Annotated in this window: 18 protein-coding genes and 1 pseudogene; 3 read left to right on the top strand and 16 right to left on the bottom strand. The window is 63.5% G+C overall.

The features are described 5' to 3' along the window. Positions 1 to 2 precede the first annotated feature (2 nt). Together rpmF and ACF8RA_RS22230 are read right to left on the bottom strand one after the other, a co-directional pair. The gene (gene rpmF, locus ACF8RA_RS22235; RefSeq protein WP_003247154.1) at positions 3 to 185 is read right to left on the bottom strand and encodes a 50S ribosomal protein L32; all 183 of its coding nucleotides are present in this window, start codon (positions 183 to 185) and stop codon (positions 3 to 5) included. A gap of 13 nt (positions 186 to 198) precedes the next feature. Further along, complete coding sequence (locus tag ACF8RA_RS22230; RefSeq protein WP_010952934.1) at positions 199 to 726, bottom strand: YceD family protein; 528 nt, start codon at positions 724 to 726, stop codon at positions 199 to 201. Between the two features lie 96 nt (positions 727 to 822). Here ACF8RA_RS22230 and ACF8RA_RS22225 point away from each other — a divergent pair, with 96 nt between their 5' ends. Then, the gene (locus ACF8RA_RS22225) at positions 823 to 1,401 is read left to right on the top strand and encodes a Maf family protein (RefSeq protein ID WP_392519581.1); all 579 of its coding nucleotides are present in this window, start codon (positions 823 to 825) and stop codon (positions 1,399 to 1,401) included. Positions 1,402 to 1,599: 198 nt separating this feature from the next. On the opposite strand, the gene ACF8RA_RS22220 is transcribed toward ACF8RA_RS22225, so the two are convergent. The 3 genes from ACF8RA_RS22220 to rluC are packed head-to-tail and all read right to left on the bottom strand — an operon-like array spanning position 1,600 to position 4,230. Next, entirely contained in the window at positions 1,600 to 2,589 is a 990-nt protein-coding gene (locus ACF8RA_RS22220; RefSeq protein ID WP_209964418.1) for a S49 family peptidase, read from the bottom strand. A 6-nt stretch (positions 2,590 to 2,595) separates the two neighbouring features. Further along, complete coding sequence (locus ACF8RA_RS22215) at positions 2,596 to 3,270, bottom strand: HAD family hydrolase (RefSeq protein ID WP_176685457.1); 675 nt, start codon at positions 3,268 to 3,270, stop codon at positions 2,596 to 2,598. Between the two features lie 3 nt (positions 3,271 to 3,273). Beyond that, positions 3,274 to 4,230: a 23S rRNA pseudouridine(955/2504/2580) synthase RluC gene (gene rluC / locus ACF8RA_RS22210; protein ID WP_176685456.1), complete on the bottom strand. Its 957-nt coding sequence runs from the start codon at positions 4,228 to 4,230 to the stop codon at positions 3,274 to 3,276. Positions 4,231 to 5,027: 797 nt separating this feature from the next. Here rluC and rne point away from each other — a divergent pair. Beyond that, positions 5,028 to 8,282: a ribonuclease E gene (gene rne, locus ACF8RA_RS22205; protein ID WP_392519580.1), complete on the top strand. Its 3,255-nt coding sequence runs from the start codon at positions 5,028 to 5,030 to the stop codon at positions 8,280 to 8,282. A gap of 267 nt (positions 8,283 to 8,549) precedes the next feature. Here rne and murB read toward each other — a convergent pair whose 3' ends face one another. The 8 genes from murB to ACF8RA_RS22165 all read right to left on the bottom strand — a co-directional run bounded on the left by murB (position 8,550) and on the right by ACF8RA_RS22165 (position 15,460). Continuing rightward, positions 8,550 to 9,569: a UDP-N-acetylmuramate dehydrogenase gene (gene murB, locus ACF8RA_RS22200; protein ID WP_176685454.1), complete on the bottom strand. Its 1,020-nt coding sequence runs from the start codon at positions 9,567 to 9,569 to the stop codon at positions 8,550 to 8,552. Further along, positions 9,566 to 10,030, bottom strand: coding sequence for a low molecular weight protein-tyrosine-phosphatase (locus tag ACF8RA_RS22195; protein WP_176685453.1), 465 nt, complete (start codon positions 10,028 to 10,030; stop codon positions 9,566 to 9,568). Before ACF8RA_RS22195 ends, murB begins: the two co-directional genes overlap by 4 nt. After that, positions 10,030 to 10,794 (bottom strand): 3-deoxy-manno-octulosonate cytidylyltransferase, encoded by a 765-nt coding sequence (gene kdsB / locus ACF8RA_RS22190; RefSeq protein ID WP_176685452.1) that lies wholly within the window; start codon positions 10,792 to 10,794, stop codon positions 10,030 to 10,032. The genes ACF8RA_RS22195 and kdsB overlap by 1 nt, the downstream gene beginning before the upstream one ends. Then, the gene (locus ACF8RA_RS22185) at positions 10,791 to 10,976 is read right to left on the bottom strand and encodes a Trm112 family protein (protein WP_003247142.1); all 186 of its coding nucleotides are present in this window, start codon (positions 10,974 to 10,976) and stop codon (positions 10,791 to 10,793) included. Before ACF8RA_RS22185 ends, kdsB begins: the two co-directional genes overlap by 4 nt. 44 nt (positions 10,977 to 11,020) lie before the next feature. Next, positions 11,021 to 12,022: a tetraacyldisaccharide 4'-kinase gene (lpxK, locus tag ACF8RA_RS22180; protein ID WP_176685451.1), complete on the bottom strand. Its 1,002-nt coding sequence runs from the start codon at positions 12,020 to 12,022 to the stop codon at positions 11,021 to 11,023. Further along, entirely contained in the window at positions 12,022 to 12,456 is a 435-nt protein-coding gene (locus ACF8RA_RS22175) for a biopolymer transporter ExbD (protein WP_176685450.1), read from the bottom strand. The genes lpxK and ACF8RA_RS22175 overlap by 1 nt, the downstream gene beginning before the upstream one ends. Continuing rightward, entirely contained in the window at positions 12,453 to 13,088 is a 636-nt protein-coding gene (locus ACF8RA_RS22170) for a MotA/TolQ/ExbB proton channel family protein (RefSeq protein WP_176685449.1), read from the bottom strand. Before ACF8RA_RS22170 ends, ACF8RA_RS22175 begins: the two co-directional genes overlap by 4 nt. Positions 13,089 to 13,243: 155 nt before the next feature. Beyond that, positions 13,244 to 15,460: a DNA internalization-related competence protein ComEC/Rec2 gene (locus tag ACF8RA_RS22165; RefSeq protein WP_176685448.1), complete on the bottom strand. Its 2,217-nt coding sequence runs from the start codon at positions 15,458 to 15,460 to the stop codon at positions 13,244 to 13,246. A gap of 142 nt (positions 15,461 to 15,602) precedes the next feature. Between ACF8RA_RS22165 and ACF8RA_RS22160 the strand changes: the two are divergent. Beyond that, positions 15,603 to 16,109 (top strand): annotated as a pseudogene (locus tag ACF8RA_RS22160) (DUF2062 domain-containing protein); the annotation flags it as partial. Positions 16,110 to 16,118: 9 nt separating this feature from the next. On the opposite strand, the gene ACF8RA_RS22155 reads toward ACF8RA_RS22160, so the two are convergent. From ACF8RA_RS22155 to ACF8RA_RS22145, 3 genes are all read right to left on the bottom strand, one after another. Beyond that, positions 16,119 to 16,898 carry an ABC transporter permease gene (locus tag ACF8RA_RS22155; protein WP_003247128.1) on the bottom strand — a complete coding sequence of 260 codons (780 nt, stop codon included), beginning with the start codon at positions 16,896 to 16,898 and terminating at the stop codon, positions 16,119 to 16,121. Further along, positions 16,895 to 17,827: an ABC transporter ATP-binding protein gene (locus tag ACF8RA_RS22150; protein ID WP_176685446.1), complete on the bottom strand. Its 933-nt coding sequence runs from the start codon at positions 17,825 to 17,827 to the stop codon at positions 16,895 to 16,897. Before ACF8RA_RS22150 ends, ACF8RA_RS22155 begins: the two co-directional genes overlap by 4 nt. Positions 17,828 to 17,960: 133 nt before the next feature. Continuing rightward, a complete protein-coding gene (locus tag ACF8RA_RS22145) occupies positions 17,961 to 18,584 on the bottom strand; it encodes a glutathione S-transferase (RefSeq protein ID WP_176685445.1) in 624 nt (207 codons plus the stop codon). Positions 18,585 to 18,821 lie beyond the last annotated feature (237 nt).

Below are 18,821 nucleotides of genomic sequence, written 5' to 3'. Positions count from 1 at the left end.
GATTACTCGTCAGCGCCCTTGTCAACCACTTTACGACCACGGTATACGCCTTCTGGCGAAACGTGGTGACGCAGGTGAACTTCACCAGTGGTTTTCTCTACCGACAGCGCGTTTTCCGACAGAGCGTCGTGCGAACGGCGCATGTCACGGGCAGAGCGGGATTTTTTGTTCTGCTGAACAGCCATAATTGATTAACTCCTAAACGTTTGGGTCACGCTTTAACTGCGCCAAAACACTGAACGGGTTGGACCGCGATACCTCGTCCTTGCTCGATTCGGGCTCGTCTGCGCCCGCCGGCTGCTGGCATTCTTCCGGATGATGAGCAGGCACGATTGGCAAGGCGAGCAAAAGCTCCTCCTCGACCAATGCCTGCAGATCCAAAGGATCTTCGCCCAGTTCCAGCACGTCATAGCCTTTCGGCAACGACTGGGTATTCGCACCCTCCTTCACCACCGCGTAAGTACATTCGCTGTGGATCGGCAGGGTGACCAGCTCAAGACAACGCTGGCAAACCATCTTGACTTCGACGTCCAGCTCGCTGTGGATAACCACCACGTGCTGCTCATCTCGTTCAAAATCGAACTTCGCCTGCACCGTACCGACATTGTCGGAAAGCGGGTCGCAGAGTCTTTCCAAATCAGCGAGTTGCAGCGAACCGTTAAGGGTTACGCCACGATCGGCTAATTTGCGCGGGTCAACGTGAGGTGGAATCGGGTCATTCAACATAGGCGCAGCATTCTAGGGATGCCCCCCGCCCCTGTCAAAGGAAATTAGGCGGCATCGTGCGTGATAGAATTGGTTCAACCGAACCCGGAGTCTACCATGCTTCCTTTGTTACTGGCTTCCAGCTCTGCCTATCGCCGCGAACTGCTCGCACGCCTGCACCTGCCCTTCACCTGGGCAAGCCCCGACATAGACGAGCAACGCCTGGATGGTGAGCCGCCCGTAGAGCTGGTGCGCCGGCTGGCCAGGCAAAAGGCCGAGGCATTGGCAGGCAGCTACCCTGGGCACCTGATTATCGGCTCGGACCAGGTTGCAGTATTGGGTGAGCAGGTGCTGGGCAAGCCGCACACGTTCGAGCGCGCCTGCGAGCAACTGCTGGAGTGCAGCGGGCAACAGGTGAGCTTTCTGACCGGGCTGGCGCTGCTGAACAGCGCCACCGGGCACTGCCAGGTAGATTGCGTGCCTTTTACCGTGACACTGCGCGAACTGAGCAGGGAGCAGGTAGAGCGTTACGTGACAGCAGAACAGCCGCTGGATTGCGCAGGGAGTTTCAAGGCCGAGGGCCTGGGGGTGAGCCTGTTCCAGAGCACGCATGGGTGCGATGCGACCAGCCTGATCGGGCTGCCGCTAATTCGGCTGGTGGACATGCTGACAAAGGAAGGGGTGATGGTTCCGTAACCTGGCTGGAAATTTTGGTGCCCCGCAGATCGAGCGCCGCCCGGGAGGGTGATCGACTGGGGATATTGGCCGGCAGGTCCGGCCTATTCGCGGGTAAACCCGCTCCCACACCGGGCACCCCGATCGATGAGCGAGCCTCAGCGCAATGCGCCGCGCGGGCGGCGCTCGATCTGCCAGGCAACACAAACTGCGACGGACTCAACGCAACTGCGGCCCCTGGAACCCCATCCACATCGCCAGGTGCTCAGCCACGCTGGCCCCCACGCGCTTGGAGAAGCGATCGAAAGGCGACTCCTGAACAGTGAAGTCCACCAACTCCTTTTCGCCCACGATTTCACGCGCCACATAGCTGGCACTGCCCAAGCCATCCACCAGCCCCAGGGCCTTGGCCTGCTCACCCGACCAGATCAGGCCGCTGAACAACTCCGGGTGCTCCTTATCCTTCAGGCGCTCTCCCCGCCCCTGCTTCACCATGGCGATGAACTGTTGGTGCGTGGTATCCAGCACACCCTGCCAGAACCGGGTCTCTTCTGGTTTTTCCGGCGAAAACGGATCAAGGAACGCCTTGTGCTCACCCGATGTATAGGCACGCCGCTCGACCCCCAGCTTTTCCATGGTGCCGACAAAGCCATAACCGGCCGCCGTCACACCAATGGAACCCACCAGACTGGCCTTGTCGGCATAGATCTCGTCCGCCGCACTGGCGATGTAATAGGCACCGGAAGCACCCAGGTCGGCGATCACCGCATACAGCTTGATAGCGGGATATTCGGCACGCAGGCGACGAATTTCGTCATACACGTAACCCGCCTGCACCGGGCTGCCACCCGGGCTGTTGATGCGCATCACCACAGCCTTGGTCTTGTCATCCCTGAACGCCGCTCGCAGGCTCTTGACGATGTTATCGGCGCTGGCAGCCTCCTGATCGGCAATCACCCCGCGCACCTCGACCAGCGCGGTATGGCTGGCACCGCGCGAAGCGGCCTTGTCCATGTCCATCAGCGGCGAGAACAACGCCAGAATGCCGAACAGGTAGACGAAGGTCAGCAGCTTGAAGAAGATCCCCCAGCGCCGCGACCGTCGCTGCTCCTGCACACTGGCCAGCAAGGTCTTTTCCAGCAGCTTCCAGCTGTTGCGCTCTTCGCGCTCCCCGGGCTCGGCCTCTGGGGCTTTCCATTCGTCTGCCATGCTTACCTACCTTGGAAGTGGAGTTGCGGAACCACCCAGCCACTCGCGCAACTGGGAAAAGTGATCGATGCATACCTGCGGGCCAAACTCGGCCAGCGCCTGCAGCGACATGGCACCATAGCCAACCGCCACCGAATGCATGCCGGCATTGCTGGCCATCTGCAGGTCGAATGCCGAATCTCCGACCATCAGTGCACGCGTCGGTTCGACGCCACAATGACCGAGGATTTCCTCGAGCATCAGCGGGTGCGGCTTGCCCCGGGTCTCGTCAGCGGCACGGGTGATATCGAAGAACCGCTCCCAGCCATTGGCCTTGAGCACCCGATCCAGCCCGCGACGGGCCTTGCCGGTGGCCACCGCCAGGCGGTAACCCTCGGCACGAAAGGCATCCAGCGACTCGACCACGCCTTCGAACAGCGGCGAAGGCTGCTGATCCAGCGCAACGTAGACATCGGCATAGTGCTGACGGAAGCTGGCAACCCCTGCAGGCGCCAGGTGCGGGTACAGGGTGTGGATCGCCTCGTCCAGGGCCAGACCGATGATACCCTTGACCGCAGCGTCGCTGCTCTGCGCCTCGCCGGCACGCTCGGCGGCGACACTCATGGCCTCGACGATACGCCCAATGGAATCGGCCAGGGTGCCGTCCCAGTCGAAGATCAGTAGCTCATAGCCTTTTTTCATGGGTCAGGACGCACTCAGACGTTCAACGGTTTTCGCCCAGACCTCATCCACAGGCGCCTCGAGCTTCAATTCACCGCCGTCCGGCAGCGGCACGGTCAACGCATAAGCATGCAGGAACAGGCGCTTGCCACCCAGCTCACGAATTTCCCGGCTGAAATCTTCGTCGCCATACTTGCTGTCGCCAGCGATCATGTGCCCGGCATGCAGCGCGTGCACGCGGATCTGATGGGTACGACCGGTGATCGGGCGCGCCTCGACAATGGTGGCAAAGTCGCCAAAACGGCGCAGCACCCGAAACAGGGTCAGCGCCTCTTTGCCTTCCTCGTTCACTTCAACCATGCGCTCACCGGAACGCAGGTTGCTCTTGAGCAACGGCGCGTTGACCTGCTTTTTCGAGGTTGGCCAGTGGCCGCGCACCAGCGCCATGTAGCGCTTGTCGACACCATCGCCGCGCAGGGCGGCATGCAGGTGGCGCAGCATGCTGCGCTTCTTGGCGATCATCAACAGACCAGACGTGTCGCGATCCAGGCGGTGCACCAACTCCAGCTCCTTGGCGTCCGGGCGCAACTGGCGCAGCGCCTCGATCACCCCGAAGCTCAGACCACTGCCGCCATGCACGGCGATGCCGGCCGGCTTGTTCATCACGATAAGCGCCTTGTCTTCGTAAACAATGGCGGCCTCCAGGCGCTGCAGCAGGCCTTGGGCCACCGGCGCCGGCTCGTCTCGCTCCGGCAAGCGGACGGGCGGAACCCGCACGATGTCGCCGGCCTGGATTTTGTACTCCGGCTTGACGCGGCCCTTGTTGACCCTCACCTCACCCTTGCGCAGGATGCGGTAGACCAGTGTCTTGGGCACGCCCTTGAGGGCCGTGATGAGGAAATTATCGATGCGTTGGCCGGCAAGCTCCGGCGCGACTTCGATCAGCTGAACGCCGGAAGTCGGAGGGGTATTGGTCGTCATTGCGGGATCATAACAATTTTTTATGGAATTGAAGCACTTAATCATTGCTGCTATAGTCGCGAACGCCGCCAAAAGCGGCAGGCCAGCGGCATCAGGCTCTTTGCCGGTCCCTGACCTTCGCAATTCTCCAGGACGCGAGGCCGTCCTACGGGGTTTTCGCCAGTTTACCGAAATGCCTGGAATCGCCACCAGCGCCGTGTAGAGAAGACCGAAAAAAAACGACAAGTGCGGTGTTTCACCTGCTTACCCGATTCTTTTCGCTGCACCTCTGCCCGCGAGTCGCTTCCACGCATCGCCCGGCGAATGCTTCGGAAATACCTGCCTTGGACATGAATGGCGCCAGCGCAGAACCAGCGCTGGCGAAAAATGCAACCCGTTGCGGATTCAGCGCGCGGCAGCACCCGAATTATCAGGGATACGTGCAGGGTGGAGATGCACAGCCCTCGGACCGTGTAGCACCGCGTCCGGCCACCAGCCCACTGACGGCTGGTGAGCGGATAAGGTCCTGAACAGATGCCCTCCGGGCGTCCACGGCTGACGGTTGATTCCTCCTCCTGACTGAGTGCACAAGGCCCGCTTGGTTGATTCGGATACCTATTCGAAGCCACCGGGGCCTTGTTGGCACCGCAGCAAACAGGACGCGTCGTCGCGACAACGGCAGGCTGGGCAACCGGCTGGTGCCGAACGTCGCTCGACACGGGGGTGGCCCGGCCACCCTTTGCGCACCTTGGCACCGACCATGAGACGTCGTGTGTGCCGAACGCCGTTTCCGGCAGCCCGGAAACCGACGGTACAACATGAAAAGAATGCTGATTAACGCGACTCAACCCGAAGAGTTGCGTGTAGCCCTGGTGGACGGCCAACGTCTCTACGACCTGGACATCGAGTCCGGCGCGCGCGAGCAGAAAAAGGCCAACATCTACAAAGGCAAGATCACCCGCATCGAACCCAGCCTCGAAGCCGCCTTCGTCGACTTCGGTTCCGAACGTCACGGCTTCCTGCCGCTGAAAGAAATCTCCCGCGAGTACTTCAAGAAGGCCCCAGAAGGCCGGGTCAACATCAAGGAAGTGCTCAGCGAAGGCCAGGAAGTCATCGTTCAGGTCGAGAAGGAAGAGCGCGGCAACAAAGGCGCCGCCCTCACCACCTTCATCAGCCTGGCCGGCCGCTATCTGGTGCTGATGCCCAACAACCCGCGTGCCGGTGGCATCTCCCGCCGCATCGAAGGCGAAGAGCGCAACGAACTGCGCGAAGCCCTGAACGGCCTGACCGTGCCGGGCGACATGGGCCTGATCGTGCGCACTGCCGGCCTTGGCCGCAGCAGCGAAGAAATGCAATGGGACCTGGACTACCTGCTGCAACTGTGGACCGCCATCAAGGAAGCGTCCCTGGACCGCGCCGCGCCATTCCTGATCTATCAGGAAAGCAACGTCATCATCCGCGCCATCCGCGACTACCTGCGCCAGGACATCGGCGAAGTGCTGATCGACAGCATCGAAGCCCAGGAAGAAGCACTGACCTTCATCCGCCAGGTGATGCCGCAGTACGCCAGCAAGGTCAAGCTGTACGAAGACAGCGTGCCACTGTTCAACCGCTTCCAGATCGAAAGCCAGATCGAGACGGCCTTCCAGCGCGTGGTTGACCTGCCGTCCGGTGGCTCGATCGTGATCGACCCGACCGAAGCCCTGGTGTCCATCGACATCAACTCGGCGCGCGCCACCAAAGGCAGCGACATCGAAGAAACCGCCCTGCAGACCAACCTGGAAGCGGCCGAGGAAATCGCCCGCCAGCTGCGCCTGCGTGACATCGGCGGCCTGATCGTCATCGACTTCATCGACATGACCCCGGCAAAGAACCAACGCGCCGTTGAAGAGCGCGTTCGTGAATGCCTGGAAGCCGACCGCGCCCGCGTGCAGGTAGGCCGCATCTCGCGCTTCGGCCTGCTGGAAATGTCCCGTCAGCGCCTGCGCCCATCGCTGGGCGAAAGCAGCGGCATCGTTTGCCCGCGCTGCTCCGGCACCGGCATCATCCGTGACGTCGAGTCGCTGTCGCTGGCCATCCTGCGCCTGATCGAAGAAGAAGCCCTGAAGGACCGCACCGCCGAAGTACGCGCTCAGGTGCCGATCCCGGTAGCCGCTTTCCTGCTGAACGAAAAGCGCAACTCGATCACCAAAATCGAGCTGCGCACCCGTGCGCGCATCATCATCCTGCCGAACGACCACCTGGAAACCCCGCACTTCGAAGTCCAGCGCCTGCGCGACGACAACCCTGAAGTGCTGAACAACCAGTCCAGCTACGAAATCGCCGCCGCCGAAGCCGAAGAAGCGCCGCAGCCGACCGCCACCCGCACCCTGGTACGCCAGGAAGCCGCAGTGAAAACGGCCCCGGCCCGCGCCAACGCACCGGTACCGGTCGCCGCTGAAGAGCCCCAGCCTGCCGCGCCGGTCGCCCCTGCCCCGAGCGCTCCAGAGCCAAGCCTGTTCAAAGGCCTGGTGAAGTCGCTGGTCAGCCTGTTCGCCGGCAAGGACGAGCCTGCCGCCGCGCCAGTGGTTCCCGCCGCCGAAAAACCGGCCGCCGAGCGCAGCCCGCGCAACGAAGAACGCCGCAACGGCCGCCAGCAAAGCCGCAACCGCAACGGCCGCCGCGACGAAGAACGCAAGCCGCGCGAAGAGCGTGCCGAGCGCGCACCGCGTGAAGAGCGTGCACCGCGCGAAGAACGCGCCCCACGTGAAGAGCGTGCACCGCGTGAGGAACGCGCCCCACGTGAAGAGCGTGCACCGCGCGAGGAACGCGCCCCACGCGAAGAACGTGCTCCACGCCAGCCACGCGAAGACCGCCGTAGCAACCGCGGCGAAGAGCGCGTTCGCGAATTGCGCGAGCCGCTGGACGCTACGCCACCAGCCGAACGCGAAGAGCGCCAGCCGCGTGAAGAGCGTGCACCTCGTGAAGAACGTGCCCAACGTGAAGAGCGCGCACCTCGTGAGGAACGTGCTCCACGCGAAGAGCGCGCACCTCGTGAGGAACGTGCCCCACGTGAAGAGCGCGCACCTCGTGAGGAACGTGCTCCACGTGAAGAGCGCGCACCTCGTGAAGAACGTGCTCCACGTGAAGAACGCGCCCCGCGCCCACCACGCGAAGAGCGCCAACCACGCGCTGTCGAAGAAGCTGCCGAACAGGCTGCCGAGCTGGCCGAAGAGCAACTGCCAAGCGAAGAGCTGCAGCAAGACGAGCAGGAAGGCACCGATGGCGAGCGCCCGCGCCGCCGCTCCCGTGGCCAGCGTCGTCGCAGCAACCGTCGTGAGCGTCAGCGCAACGCCAATGGTGAACTGATCGACGGCAGTGAAGAAGAAGGCAGCGAAGAGCAGCCACAACAGCACCAGGCCACCGAGCTGGGTGCCGAACTGGCTGCCGGCCTTGCCGTGACGGCTGCTGTCGCCAGCAGCAACATCAGCTCCGACGCAGAAGCCCAGGCCAACCAGCAGGCCGAGCGTGCTACCGCCGAAGTCGCTACCGTTGCAGAAACCGACAACAGCGAAGCCACCCAGCCGGTCGAGCAGGTCGAAGCGGTCGCCAAAGCTGAAGAAGCGTCCGTGGCCCCAGCGGTCGAGCAGCCGGTCACCGAGCCAGTGGCCGCAGCCGAGGCAACTGCCGAGCCTGTGGTCGAAACTGCCCCGCAGCCTGTCGCTGAAGACGCACCTGCTGTTGAGTCGGCCGTGGTTGCAGAAACCGTGGCCGCTGAAACCCCAGTAGAAGCCCCAACGGTGGAAGCCGGTGAAATCGAACAGGCCCCGGCCGTGGTCGAAGTCACTCCGGTTGCTGTACAGCCTGCCCCGGTTGTCGAAGCCCAGCCAGAAGTGGCGGCCGAGCCTGCACCTGCAGCGGTCGAACCTGCCACTGTCATGCTGGCCAACGGCCGCGCACCGAACGACCCACGTGAAGTGCGTCGCCGCAAGCGTGAGGCCGAGGCTGCTGCCAAAGCCGCACAGGAAGCTGCTGCAGCCTCCCAGGAACCAGCCCTGGAAGCCGCCGATGAGCACAAACCTCATCACGGCTGATAGCCAAAGCTGAATGAAAAAGCCCCGCCAGTGCGAACTGGCGGGGCTTTTTTTGGCTTGCCTGACTGGCCTCTTCGCGGGTAAACCCGCTCCTACAATGGCCTGTGTCCACCCCCCGATGTATATCCACCACCGATCAGCGTGTAGGAGCGGGTTTACCCGCGAATACGGTGGCGGCGGCAACGGTGAACAGCAGGTGGAAATTGGCCACCAGGCCCGGCCCTTTCGCGGGTAAACCCGCTCCTACGGGGGTTCACAGCCGGCAAATCAGTAAAGATTAGGCTCCATCTCCAGCTCAACCCCAAACCGCTCGAAGATGTCCGCCTGAATCTTCCGCGCCAGCGCATGCATCTGCGCCCCGCTCGCCTGCCCATAGTTGACCAGCACCAGCGACTGCAAGCGATGCACGCCAGCATCACCCTCACGATGGCCCTTCCAGCCCGCCTGCTCGATCAACCAGCCCGCCGCCAGTTTCACCTGACCATCAGCCTGGGGGTATGCCACGACGCCGGGATACTGCGCACGAATACGCTCGACCCGATCAGCCGTTACCACCGGGTTCTTGAAGAAGCTCCCGGCATTGCCAAGCTCTGCCGGGTCTGGCAGCTTCTCGCGGCGAATGCTGCAGATTGCATCACTGATCGCTTGCGCGGTCAGCTCGGTAACACCCTGCTCAGACAGGCGTTGGCGCACCGGGCCGTAATCCAGATGAGCGTGCAGGGTGCGGGTCAAGGCAAAGCGCACACGCAGGATCAACCAGCGGCCGGGGTTGCGCTTGAAAAGGCTGTCGCGATAGGCGAAAGCACATTCTGCCAAACTGAAGTCCCGCAGCTCGCCCGTCTCACGGTCCAGGGCTGTCAGCCCGGCGAATACGTCCTTGATCTCCACCCCGTATGCGCCCACGTTCTGCATCGGCGCAGCCCCGACGGTGCCGGGGATCAGACTGAGGTTCTCCAGCCCGCAATAGCCCTGCGCCAGCGCCCACTGCACAAACGCGTGCCATGGTTCACCGGCCTCGGCTTCGACCACGATACGCTCGCCATCGTCATTGAGCACACGCCGACCGCGGCTGGCCATGTGCAGCACCAGTGCATCGATATCGCGGGTCAGCAGCAGGTTGCTGCCACCCCCGATCACCAGTACCGGCAGGCCCCTTTGCTGTGCCTGGCCCAGCGCCTGACGCACCTGCTGGTCGTCCTGCACCTGGCTGAAATAGCGCGCCTTCACGTCGATGCCGAAGGTATTGTAAGGCTTGAGCGATACCTGCTCCTGCCACTGCACTGTCATAGACGCCCCTTGATTTCCAGTACCAGCGCCTGGCAAGCCGCCTCCACCAGATCCAGCACCTGCTCGAAGCCGTCGGCGCCACCATAGTAAGGGTCTGGCACTTCATCCAGGGCTGCACCGTAGCGGCGCAGGAACAGGTCGAGTTCACCCACTGCCGTGGACGGGCGCAGGGCCCGCAGATCGCGCAGGTTGTGCTCATCCATGGCCAACACCAGGTCGTATTCGGCGAAGTGCGATGCCTTGACCTGTTGGGCGCGTTGCTGCGACAGGTCGTAACCACGCGCCAGCGCCGCCTTGCAGGTGCGGCTGTCTGGCGCCTTGCCGACATGCCAATCGCCGGTGCCGGCAGAAGCCACCTGCACCTTGTCGGCGAGCCCGGCGACATGCAATTGATGGCGCAGCACGCCTTCGGCAGTTGGCGAGCGGCAGATGTTGCCCAGGCACACGAACAGGACGCGCATCAGGCCTCCAGCAAGCGCCGTACGCGCTCCAGATCCTCCGGGGTGTCTACGCCCACGGCAGGCGCCTCGATGGCGTCCTCGATGTGAATGCGTACGCCGTGCCACAGGGCACGCAGTTGCTCCAGCGCTTCAGCCTGCTCAAGCCAGCATGGGCCCCAACTGACGAAGTCGTGCAGGAAGCCGACACGGTAGGCGTACATGCCAATATGGCGGCGATATGGCACCCCTTCCGGCAGCACGTCGCGGCCCTTGGCAAAGGTATCGCGGCCCCAGGGCAGCGGCGCTCGGCTGAACGTCAGGGCCAGGCCATTCTTGTCACTCACTACCTTGACCGCGTTAGGGTTGAACACGGTTTCCGGCTCATGGATCGGCTCGGCCAAGGTGGCGATGCCCGCTTCCGGATGCGCAGCCAGGTTGGCCGCCACCTGGTCGATGATCACCGGTGGGATCAGCGGTTCGTCGCCCTGCACGTTGACCACGATGGCGTCAGCCGGCAAGCCGAGGTACGCGGCCACTTCGGCCAGGCGGTCAGTGCCCGATTCATGATCGGCACGGGTCATCAGCACTTCGGCGCCGAAGGCCTGGCAGGCTTCGAGGATGCTGGTGTCGTCGGTGGCGATGACCACACGGCTGGCACCGCTCTTGCGGGCCTGCTCCCACACATGTTGCACCATCGGCTTGCCGGCAATCAGCAGCAGCGGTTTGCCTGGCAGGCGGGTGGAGCGCAGCCGGGCGGGGATTACTACCGTAAATTCCAGGCTCATTTGTCAAGACGCTCGTCGTCGGTCAGGGTGCGTGCCTCGCTTTCCAGCATGACCGGGATACCGTCGCGAATCGGGTAGGCCAGGCCAGCGCCTTTGCTGATCAGCTCGGTCTTGTCGGCGCTCAACTTGAGCGGGCCCTTGGTGATCGGGCAGGCCAGGATATCGAGCAGTTTGGTGTCCATTGGAGGCTTCCTTTAGGCCAGGTGGCCGGAAATTGAAAACGGGCTCAGGGTTTGCGCAACAAGCGTTGCAACTGGCTGTCGAACCAGGTGCTGAAAGCCGGCGTAGGCTGGGCTTCGACGGCCAGGTACCACCAGTCGTCAGCGGCAAAGGCCCGGCATTTCACCGCGTCCTTCTCGGTCATGACCAGCGGCAGTGGCGGGCTGAAAGCCAGGCTCCGGGCACTGAACTGCGCATGGTCGGCGAAGGGATGCGGCACCGGCTGCCAGTTTAGCCCCAGCAGGGTGTTGAAGAAACGTTGCGGGTTGCCGATTCCGGCCACCGCATGCAGGCGCTGGCCGGCGGGGAAATGGTCGAGCGCACGGCGCTCGCCACTGCGCACGTTGACCAGGGCGGACGGCTGCAGGCAGAAACCGAAACCATCGGTGCGGTCTTCGCTGGCGCCGTTGAACAGCACCGCGTCAGCCTCACGCAAGCGGTCGGCCGGCTCACGCAACGGCCCCGCCGGCAGGCAGCGGCCATTGCCCAGGCCGCGGGCAGCGTCGATCAGCACCAGTTCCAGGTCACGGGCCAGGCGGTAATGCTGCATACCGTCGTCGCACAGGATCAGGTCTAGGGGTTCGCTTGCCAGCAATGCCTGCACGGCACGGGAGCGATCGGGGTCGATCATCAGTGGCACGCCGGTGCGTTGCACGATCAGCAGCGGCTCGTCGCCCGCCTGATCGGCCGCCTGATCGGCCTGCACCCGCCAGGGCAGCTGTGGAGGCTTGGCACCATAACCGCGGCTGACCACACCCACCTTCAGCCCCTGCTGGCGACAGTGTTCGATCAGCCAGAGGATCATCGGCGTCTTGCCGGTGCCACCGACGGTGATGTTGCCCACCACAATGACCGGTACCGGTGCCCGGTAGCTGGCACTGTCCCCCCTTAGAAACCGTGCCCGCTTGCGCGTGACCACGCGGCGATACAGGGCCTCCAGCGGACGCAGCAGCACCAGCGCCGGATGCCCGGCGTACCAGGCGGCGAGCAAGCGGTCGGCGAAAGCCATCAAGGCGTGCCCTGGGCCGCCTCGACGGTGGTCATGCGCAACTGGCTGAAACCGAGCTTGCCGGCAGCATCCATTGCGGTGACCACAGCCTGATGCGGGGTCTTGCCGTCGGCGCTGATGGCCAGCGGCAACTTGTTGTCGCCGCCCGACTCGCGCTCTATGGCCTCGCTCAGGGTGGCCAGGTCGCTTTTGGGGAGCAGGTGGTTGTTCACCGAATACACGCCTTCGGCGCTGATGGTGATTTCCACCAGTTTGCCCGGGTCAGCCGGCGCCCGCTCGGCACTGGTGGCTTCGGGCAGCTCGACGCGGAGTTGCGTTTCGCGGGTGAAGGTGGTGGTAACCACGAAGAACAGCAGCAGGACGAATACCACGTCGATCAGCGACGCCAGGTTGATGTCGACGTTCTCCCGCTGGCGATTGCGCCGGAACTTCACGCCTTGCCTCCGGCCACTTCCACTTCACGGTCACCCTGGATCACTTCCACCAGCTTGATCGCCTCCTGCTCCATGCCGATCACCAGTTCATCGATGCGGCGCAGCAGGAAACGGTGGAAGAACACTGCCGGGATACCGACCATCAGGCCAGCCGCAGTGGTGACAAGGGCCTTGGAGATACCACTGGCCAGCACGGCGGCGTTGGCGGTCATCTGCGAGCCCATGAAGGCGCTGAAAATGTCGATCATGCCCAGCACGGTGCCCAGCAGGCCCAGCAGAGGCGCCATGGCGGCGATGGTGCCGAGGGTGCTGATGTAGCGTTCCAGTTCGTGGATGACGCGCGAGGCGGCCTCCTCGATGCACTCTTTCATGATCTCCCGACCGTGACGCGAATTGGCCAGGCCCGCCGCGAGGATTTCACCCAGTGGCGAATCGGCACGCAGGGCCTTGAGCTTGTCACTGGTCAGTTGCTTGTCCTTGATCCAAATCCACACCTGGCCCAGCAGGTGCGGCGGGGTGACGCGACTGGCGCGCAAGGTCCACAGGCGTTCGACGACGATAGCCATGGCAGCGATGGAGCTCAGAATGATCGGCAGCATCATCCAACCACCGGACTTGACCAATTCCCACACAATAAACGCCCCTTCGGAAAAAGGCCGCCACTCTACCATAGGCGCGCCGAGGGCTCATCTGCCGGAGGTCAGGGAATTAGGCTGTCGGGCTACCGGATCGGCCCTCTGGGCCGTGCAGTACCTGTGGCAGCGGGTTTACCCGCGAAAGGGCCAGATCAGCCACCACCCACATCACGCCAGAATCGCCGCTGTCGGCGCACACCCTCAACCTCCCCATGCCGCCCCAACACCAACCGCAATGCCCCCTCCACTGCCGTATCATGCATCACCACCCCATGCCGCTTATACCGCTCGACCACCTGCACGTGCGGGTGCCCGAAGCTGTTGTTGCGCCCCCGCGAAATCAATACCCCGCGCGGTGCGGTAGCCCGGACGAACGCCTCGGTGGACGAACTGCGGCTGCCATGATGCGGCGCCTGCAGCCAGTCGATACGCGGCACTTCAGTGTCCGCCAGCCAGGCCCGTTCGGCAGCGGCCTCCATATCTCCCGCCAGCAGCAAGCGCTCGCCCTGCGCCTCGACCAACAGCACACAGGAACGATCATTGCTGCTTTGCCCGTCCACCCAGCGCCACAGTGAAAAGCGCACGCCATCCCAGTCCCATTGCTCGCCACTGGCACAAGGCTGCAACGGAACATCAACCAGCGCTTCCCCACCGATTGTCCGCTCGATCGGCAAACCACGCTGAATGGCCCCGGCACCGCCCGCATGGTCGGCATGCGCATGGCTGATCACCATCACATCCAGGCCGCCCACCCCCAGCTTGCGCAAGGTCGGCAGTACCACGCGTTCCCCCAAGTCGCTTTCCCCCCTTGCCGGTCCGGCATCGTAGAGCAGGCTGTGATGCCGGGTACGCAACAGCACCGCCAGCCCCTGGCCGACATCCAGCTGCCAGACCTCGGCCTGGCCGATCGGTACCGACTCCCTGGGCACCCACAGCGCCAGCAGCATCACCCCTCCCAACCCGCGCAGCGGCACACCACGAGGCAGCAAAACCAATAGAGAACCCAGACACACCAGCAACCAGGCCCACAACGGCAGGGCCGGCGCCCCCCATGCCGGGCGCTGCTGCGCCACCAGCGCCAGCCCGCGGAACAGCACATCCAGCAGGCCACCTGCCAGCCAGAGCAACACCTCGCCAACGCCCGCCAGCGGCAGCATCAGCGTGCCCAGCAACGCCAACGGCAAGACTGCCAGGCTGACCCACGGCACCGCCACAAGGTTGGCCAGCGGCGCACTCAGGCTCACCGGCAAGCCCGTGGCCAGCAACACCGGCAGCAAGCCAATGGCGATCACCCATTGCGCACGCGTCCAGGCCTGCCAGGGCCGCCAACCACCCAACCGGGCACTGAAGCAGTAGATGAGCGTGGCCACGGCGGCGAACGACAGCCAGAACCCCGGCAACAGCGCCGCCAGCGGCTCGAAGACAAGCACGGCGACCAGTGCAAGCAGCAACGGGAAAAACGCGCCAAGGTGGCGAAAGCGCAGACGCCAGAGCAGCACCACGGCCAGCATCAGGCAGGCCCGCTGCACTGGCACCCCACCGCCAGCCAACCACCCGTAGGCCAGCGCTGCGGCCATGGCCAGGCCGCAGGCCCAGGGTAACCACGGTAGCCTTGCCGGCCATAGCCCCCAACGCGCCAGCCCGGCGACCAGGCCATAGAGCAAACCGGCGACCAGGCCGATGTGCTGGCCAGAGATCACCAACAGGTGCACCGTGCCGGTGGCCTGCAACGTCTGCCAATCCTCCCGGGCCATGCCCGCACCATCGCCAAGCACCAGTGCCACCAACGCTGCCTGCCGGCCATTGGCTTCGACCATCAGCAAGCGCTGACGCAGCGCATCGCGCCAACCACCGGCGACTGGCGCCAGCAACTGCCCCGCCTTGACCGTACCAGTAGCGCCTACCCGTCGCGCCAGCAACTGCGCTTCCCGGTCAGGCCCATGCGGGTTCAGCAGCCCGTCCGGGCGCTGCAAGGTCACGGCCAGCCGCCACTGCTCGCCCGCCCGCAGCGGCGGGCCGTCGAACCAGCTCAGTTGCAAACGCTGAGGCAGTTCGGCCCGCCGCGAGCGTGGCGCTTCCAGCTCGAAACGCACACCGTGTGCAGTGCGTGCCGGCAAGCCGACTACCCGCCCTTCCAGCCACAAGGTGCGCCCCTCCAGGCCGGCAGCCAGACGATCATCAAGGGCCTGCTGAGCAGACCCGCACGCCCAACACAAGCCCAGCAGAAACCAGCCCAACGGCCAGACGCGGGTAAACAGGCTGCCGACAGCGCAGGCTGCCAGGGTTATCAACCATCCGACCGATGGCAATGCGGGAAGAAAGCCCAGGCACAACAGCCCGAGCGCGAGCGCAAACATCCCTGTGCGCATGAGGTAGAGCTCCAGAAGGCAAATCACCTTCTGAGGCATAGCCCAATCGCCGGCAACGCTCGCTCAACAATTGTCACAAACTCTAAACGAGGCCGAGCAGGATTAAGGGCATACTGCCAGGGTCAACGCTCCGGGAGCCTACATGCCGCGCCGACTTTTCAAACGCTACATGCCGGACCCGACCAGCATTCGGGAACACAAGTCCTTACGTTTTTTCGGCAAGTTGCTGCATGATCCCAACCTCTGGCACCTGAACCGCCATTCGGTGGCGAGGGCCATGGGTGTGGGCCTGTTCGCGGCGCTTATTCCCGTTCCCATGCAGATGCTACTGGCCGCAGCCCTGGCAATCCCGGTGCGCGGCAACCTGCCGATCGCCATCAGCCTGGTGTGGCTGACCAACCCGCTGACCATGCCACCGGTGTTCTTCGTGACCTACATGGCCGGTGCCTGGCTGATGCAGATCCCGCCGCGCACCCTGCCCGACGAGCTGACCTTCGAGTGGATCACCGACCAGCTGGCCACGCTGTGGCAACCCTTCCTGCTCGGTTCGGTGGTATGCGGCGTGGTGCTGGGCATCCTTGGCTACTTCACCACCATGCTCTATTGGCGCTCGTGGGTGGGCCGGCAGTGGCGTCGTCGCCAATGCCGGTGCAAGGCTTCAGGCACGCATGCCGCGGCCGCTGACCAGCAAGCGAACGCAAACAACGTAGAGCACCGCAGTGGCCACCAGCATGAAGGTGATCGCCGTGCCAATGCTGATATCCGACACCCCTAGAATGCCGTAGCGGAACGAGTTGACCATGTGCAGCACCGGGTTGGCCAACGACACGGTCTGCCAGAACGGCGGGAGCAGGTTGATCGAGTAGAACACCCCGCCCAGGTAGGTCAGCGGCGTCAGCACGAAGGTCGGGATGATCGATATGTCGTCGAAGTTGCGTGCAAACACTGCGTTGACGAAGCCAAGCAGCGAAAAGATGGTGGCCGTCAGCAGCACAACCACCACGGTCACGCCCAGGTGGTGTACCTGCAGGTCGGTGAAGAACATCGACAGGATGGTCACGATCACACCCACCGCCAAACCACGCAGCACCCCACCCAGCACATAGCCCACGAGAATGGTGTGCGGCGATACCGGCGACACCATCAGTTCCTCGATCGAACGCTGAAACTTGCTGCCGAAAAAGCTCGACACCACGTTGCCGTAGGAGTTGGTGATCACCGACATCATGATCAGCCCCGGGACGATGTACTGCATGTAGGTGAAGCCACCCATGTCGCCGATCTGCCGGCCAATCAGGTTACCGAAGATGACGAAGTACAGGACCATGGTGATCGCTGGCGGCAGCAACGTTTGCGGCCAGATGCGCAGGAAGCGCCGCACTTCGCGGTAGACGATGGTGTTCAGGGCGACCCAGTTGGTGCGCAGTTCCACACTCATACGGCCACCTTCGACAGGTTTTTTTCCACCAGGGACACGAACAGCTCCTCGAGTCGGTTGGTCTTGTTGCGCAGGCTCTGCACTTCGATGTTCTGCAGCGCCAGCTGGCCGAACAGCGCGGTGATGCCGATGTCCTTCTCCACCTGCACTTCCAGGGTATGCGGGGTCAGCAGCCGGCACGGGTAGCCCTGCAGTACCGGGGCCGCGACCAGGTCCTGCTTGAGGTCGAGCACGAAGGTTTCGACATGCAGCTTGCCCAGCAACTGGCGCATGCTGGTGTTCTCGACGATGGTGCCATGATCGATGATGCCGATGTTACGACAAAGTTGCTCAGCCTCTTCCAGGTAGTGGGTGGTGAGGATGATGGTGATGCCCTTCTGGTTCAGCTCGGTGAGGAAACTCCACATCGAGCGGCGCAGCTCGATATCCACCCCGGCGGTGGGTTCGTCCAGGATCAGCAGGCGCGGTTCGTGGATCAATGCACGGGCAATCATCAGGCGCCGCTTCATGCCACCGGACAACGAACGCGACTGCACATCACGTTTGTCCCACAGGCCCAGCTGGGTCAGGTACTGCTCGGCGCGCTCCTTGGCCAGCTTGGGCGGGATGCCGTAGTACCCGGCCTGGGTCACGACGATGTCGAAGGTCTTTTCGAACTGGTTGAAGTTGAACTCTTGCGGCACCACGCCCAGGCAACGCTTGAGCGCGGAGGGCTCGCGGTCCAGGTCGTGACCGAACACATTCACTGTGCCGCTGGTCTTGTTCACCAGGGTCGAGAGAATGCCGATGGTGGTGGATTTACCGGCGCCGTTGGGGCCGAGCAAGGCGAAGAAGTCGCCTTCGGCAACATCGAGGTCGATGCCTTTGAGGGCCTGAAAGCCATTGCCGTAGGTCTTGGTCAGCTGTCGGATGGACAGGGCGGAACTCATAGCGGGTCACTTACCGAAGAAAAAGGTGCAGGACACGCCAGGTAAAGTCACTGGCGCAGTGAGTGCAGCCATGGTGCAAGGCCAGGCTGCACAAGTACAGTCACATCTATTGATAATGACTATCGAAGCGGGTTCAAGTGAGCGCGGTCATCACTGCGGCCTGGTAGGCCGGGCGTTGCTTCAGGCGTTCATACCAGGCTTGAAGGTGGTACATGTCCGGGCGCTCGATGGGCAGTTCGTACCAGGCATAGATGAAGCTACCCAGTGGGATGTCGCCCATACCGATCTGGTCACCGGACAAGTAAGGCTGATTGGCCAGGGTTTGGTCGGCAATGGCCAGTAATTGCGCGCACTGCTTGTGCGCGGCGTTGATCGCCACCCAGTCGCGTTGGTCTTCCGGCGTGCGCAGCAGGCCCCAGAACAGGGGCCGGAATGGGGTAGCAAAGGACGATGTGGTCCAGTCCATCCACTTGTCGGCCAGGGCGCGCTGGCGTGGGTCTGCCAGATACCAGCCCTGCTCCGTGCCGTACTCCGCGCACAGGTAGCGGACGATGGTGTTGGATTCCCACAAGGTCAGGTCGCCGTCTTCCAGCATCGGCACCAGCCCGTTGGGGTTGCGGGCGCGGTAGTGCGGCTCGTTGACCACGCCGAAGGCGCCGCCGGCGTCGATGGATTCGAAGTCCAGGCCCAGCTCGTGGGCGATCCACAGCGCCTTGCGCACATTGCTCGAATTCTTGCGGCCCCAGATCTTCAGCATGGCAACATCCTTTTGAGTGCGGAGGTGGCACAGTCTACTCCAGACCTTCGCCGCCTGTACGGGCCTCTTCGCGGGCAAGCCCCTACATCGCTCGGTGATCTCGCCACATACCGTCGTAGGAGCGGGTTCACCCGCGAAAGGGCCGGACCTGCCGGCCAATATCCCAGATCATTCAGCGTCGCAGCACCATCGCATTCGCGGGCAAGCCCGCTCCTACATCGATCGGGGGCTCGCCAC

Origin of the sequence: Pseudomonas sp. FYR_5 (assembly GCF_043106315.1) — a bacterium.
GTDB classification, from domain to species: Bacteria; Pseudomonadota; Gammaproteobacteria; order Pseudomonadales; family Pseudomonadaceae; genus Aquipseudomonas; species Aquipseudomonas putida_Y.
Note: the sequence above shows the minus strand (reverse complement) of the source record. Positions and strands in the feature narration are given on the sequence as shown.

What these genes read in the sequence shown, in the direction of transcription:
- rpmF (WP_003247154.1), bottom strand. Translation starts at nt 185, where the DNA reads ATGGCTGTTCAGCAGAACAAAAAATCCCGCTCTGCCCGTGACATGCGC.
- ACF8RA_RS22230 (WP_010952934.1), bottom strand. Translation starts at nt 726, where the DNA reads ATGTTGAATGACCCGATTCCACCTCACGTTGACCCGCGCAAATTAGCC.
- ACF8RA_RS22225 (WP_392519581.1), top strand. Translation starts at nt 823, where the DNA reads ATGCTTCCTTTGTTACTGGCTTCCAGCTCTGCCTATCGCCGCGAACTG.
- ACF8RA_RS22220 (WP_209964418.1), bottom strand. Translation starts at nt 2,589, where the DNA reads ATGGCAGACGAATGGAAAGCCCCAGAGGCCGAGCCCGGGGAGCGCGAA.
- ACF8RA_RS22215 (WP_176685457.1), bottom strand. Translation starts at nt 3,270, where the DNA reads ATGAAAAAAGGCTATGAGCTACTGATCTTCGACTGGGACGGCACCCTG.
- rluC (WP_176685456.1), bottom strand. Translation starts at nt 4,230, where the DNA reads ATGACGACCAATACCCCTCCGACTTCCGGCGTTCAGCTGATCGAAGTC.
- rne (WP_392519580.1), top strand. Translation starts at nt 5,028, where the DNA reads ATGAAAAGAATGCTGATTAACGCGACTCAACCCGAAGAGTTGCGTGTA.
- murB (WP_176685454.1), bottom strand. Translation starts at nt 9,569, where the DNA reads ATGACAGTGCAGTGGCAGGAGCAGGTATCGCTCAAGCCTTACAATACC.
- ACF8RA_RS22195 (WP_176685453.1), bottom strand. Translation starts at nt 10,030, where the DNA reads ATGCGCGTCCTGTTCGTGTGCCTGGGCAACATCTGCCGCTCGCCAACT.
- kdsB (WP_176685452.1), bottom strand. Translation starts at nt 10,794, where the DNA reads ATGAGCCTGGAATTTACGGTAGTAATCCCCGCCCGGCTGCGCTCCACC.
- ACF8RA_RS22185 (WP_003247142.1), bottom strand. Translation starts at nt 10,976, where the DNA reads ATGGACACCAAACTGCTCGATATCCTGGCCTGCCCGATCACCAAGGGC.
- lpxK (WP_176685451.1), bottom strand. Translation starts at nt 12,022, where the DNA reads ATGGCTTTCGCCGACCGCTTGCTCGCCGCCTGGTACGCCGGGCATCCG.
- ACF8RA_RS22165 (WP_176685448.1), bottom strand. Translation starts at nt 15,460, where the DNA reads ATGCGCACAGGGATGTTTGCGCTCGCGCTCGGGCTGTTGTGCCTGGGC.
- ACF8RA_RS22155 (WP_003247128.1), bottom strand. Translation starts at nt 16,898, where the DNA reads ATGAGTGTGGAACTGCGCACCAACTGGGTCGCCCTGAACACCATCGTC.
- ACF8RA_RS22150 (WP_176685446.1), bottom strand. Translation starts at nt 17,827, where the DNA reads ATGAGTTCCGCCCTGTCCATCCGACAGCTGACCAAGACCTACGGCAAT.
- ACF8RA_RS22145 (WP_176685445.1), bottom strand. Translation starts at nt 18,584, where the DNA reads ATGCTGAAGATCTGGGGCCGCAAGAATTCGAGCAATGTGCGCAAGGCG.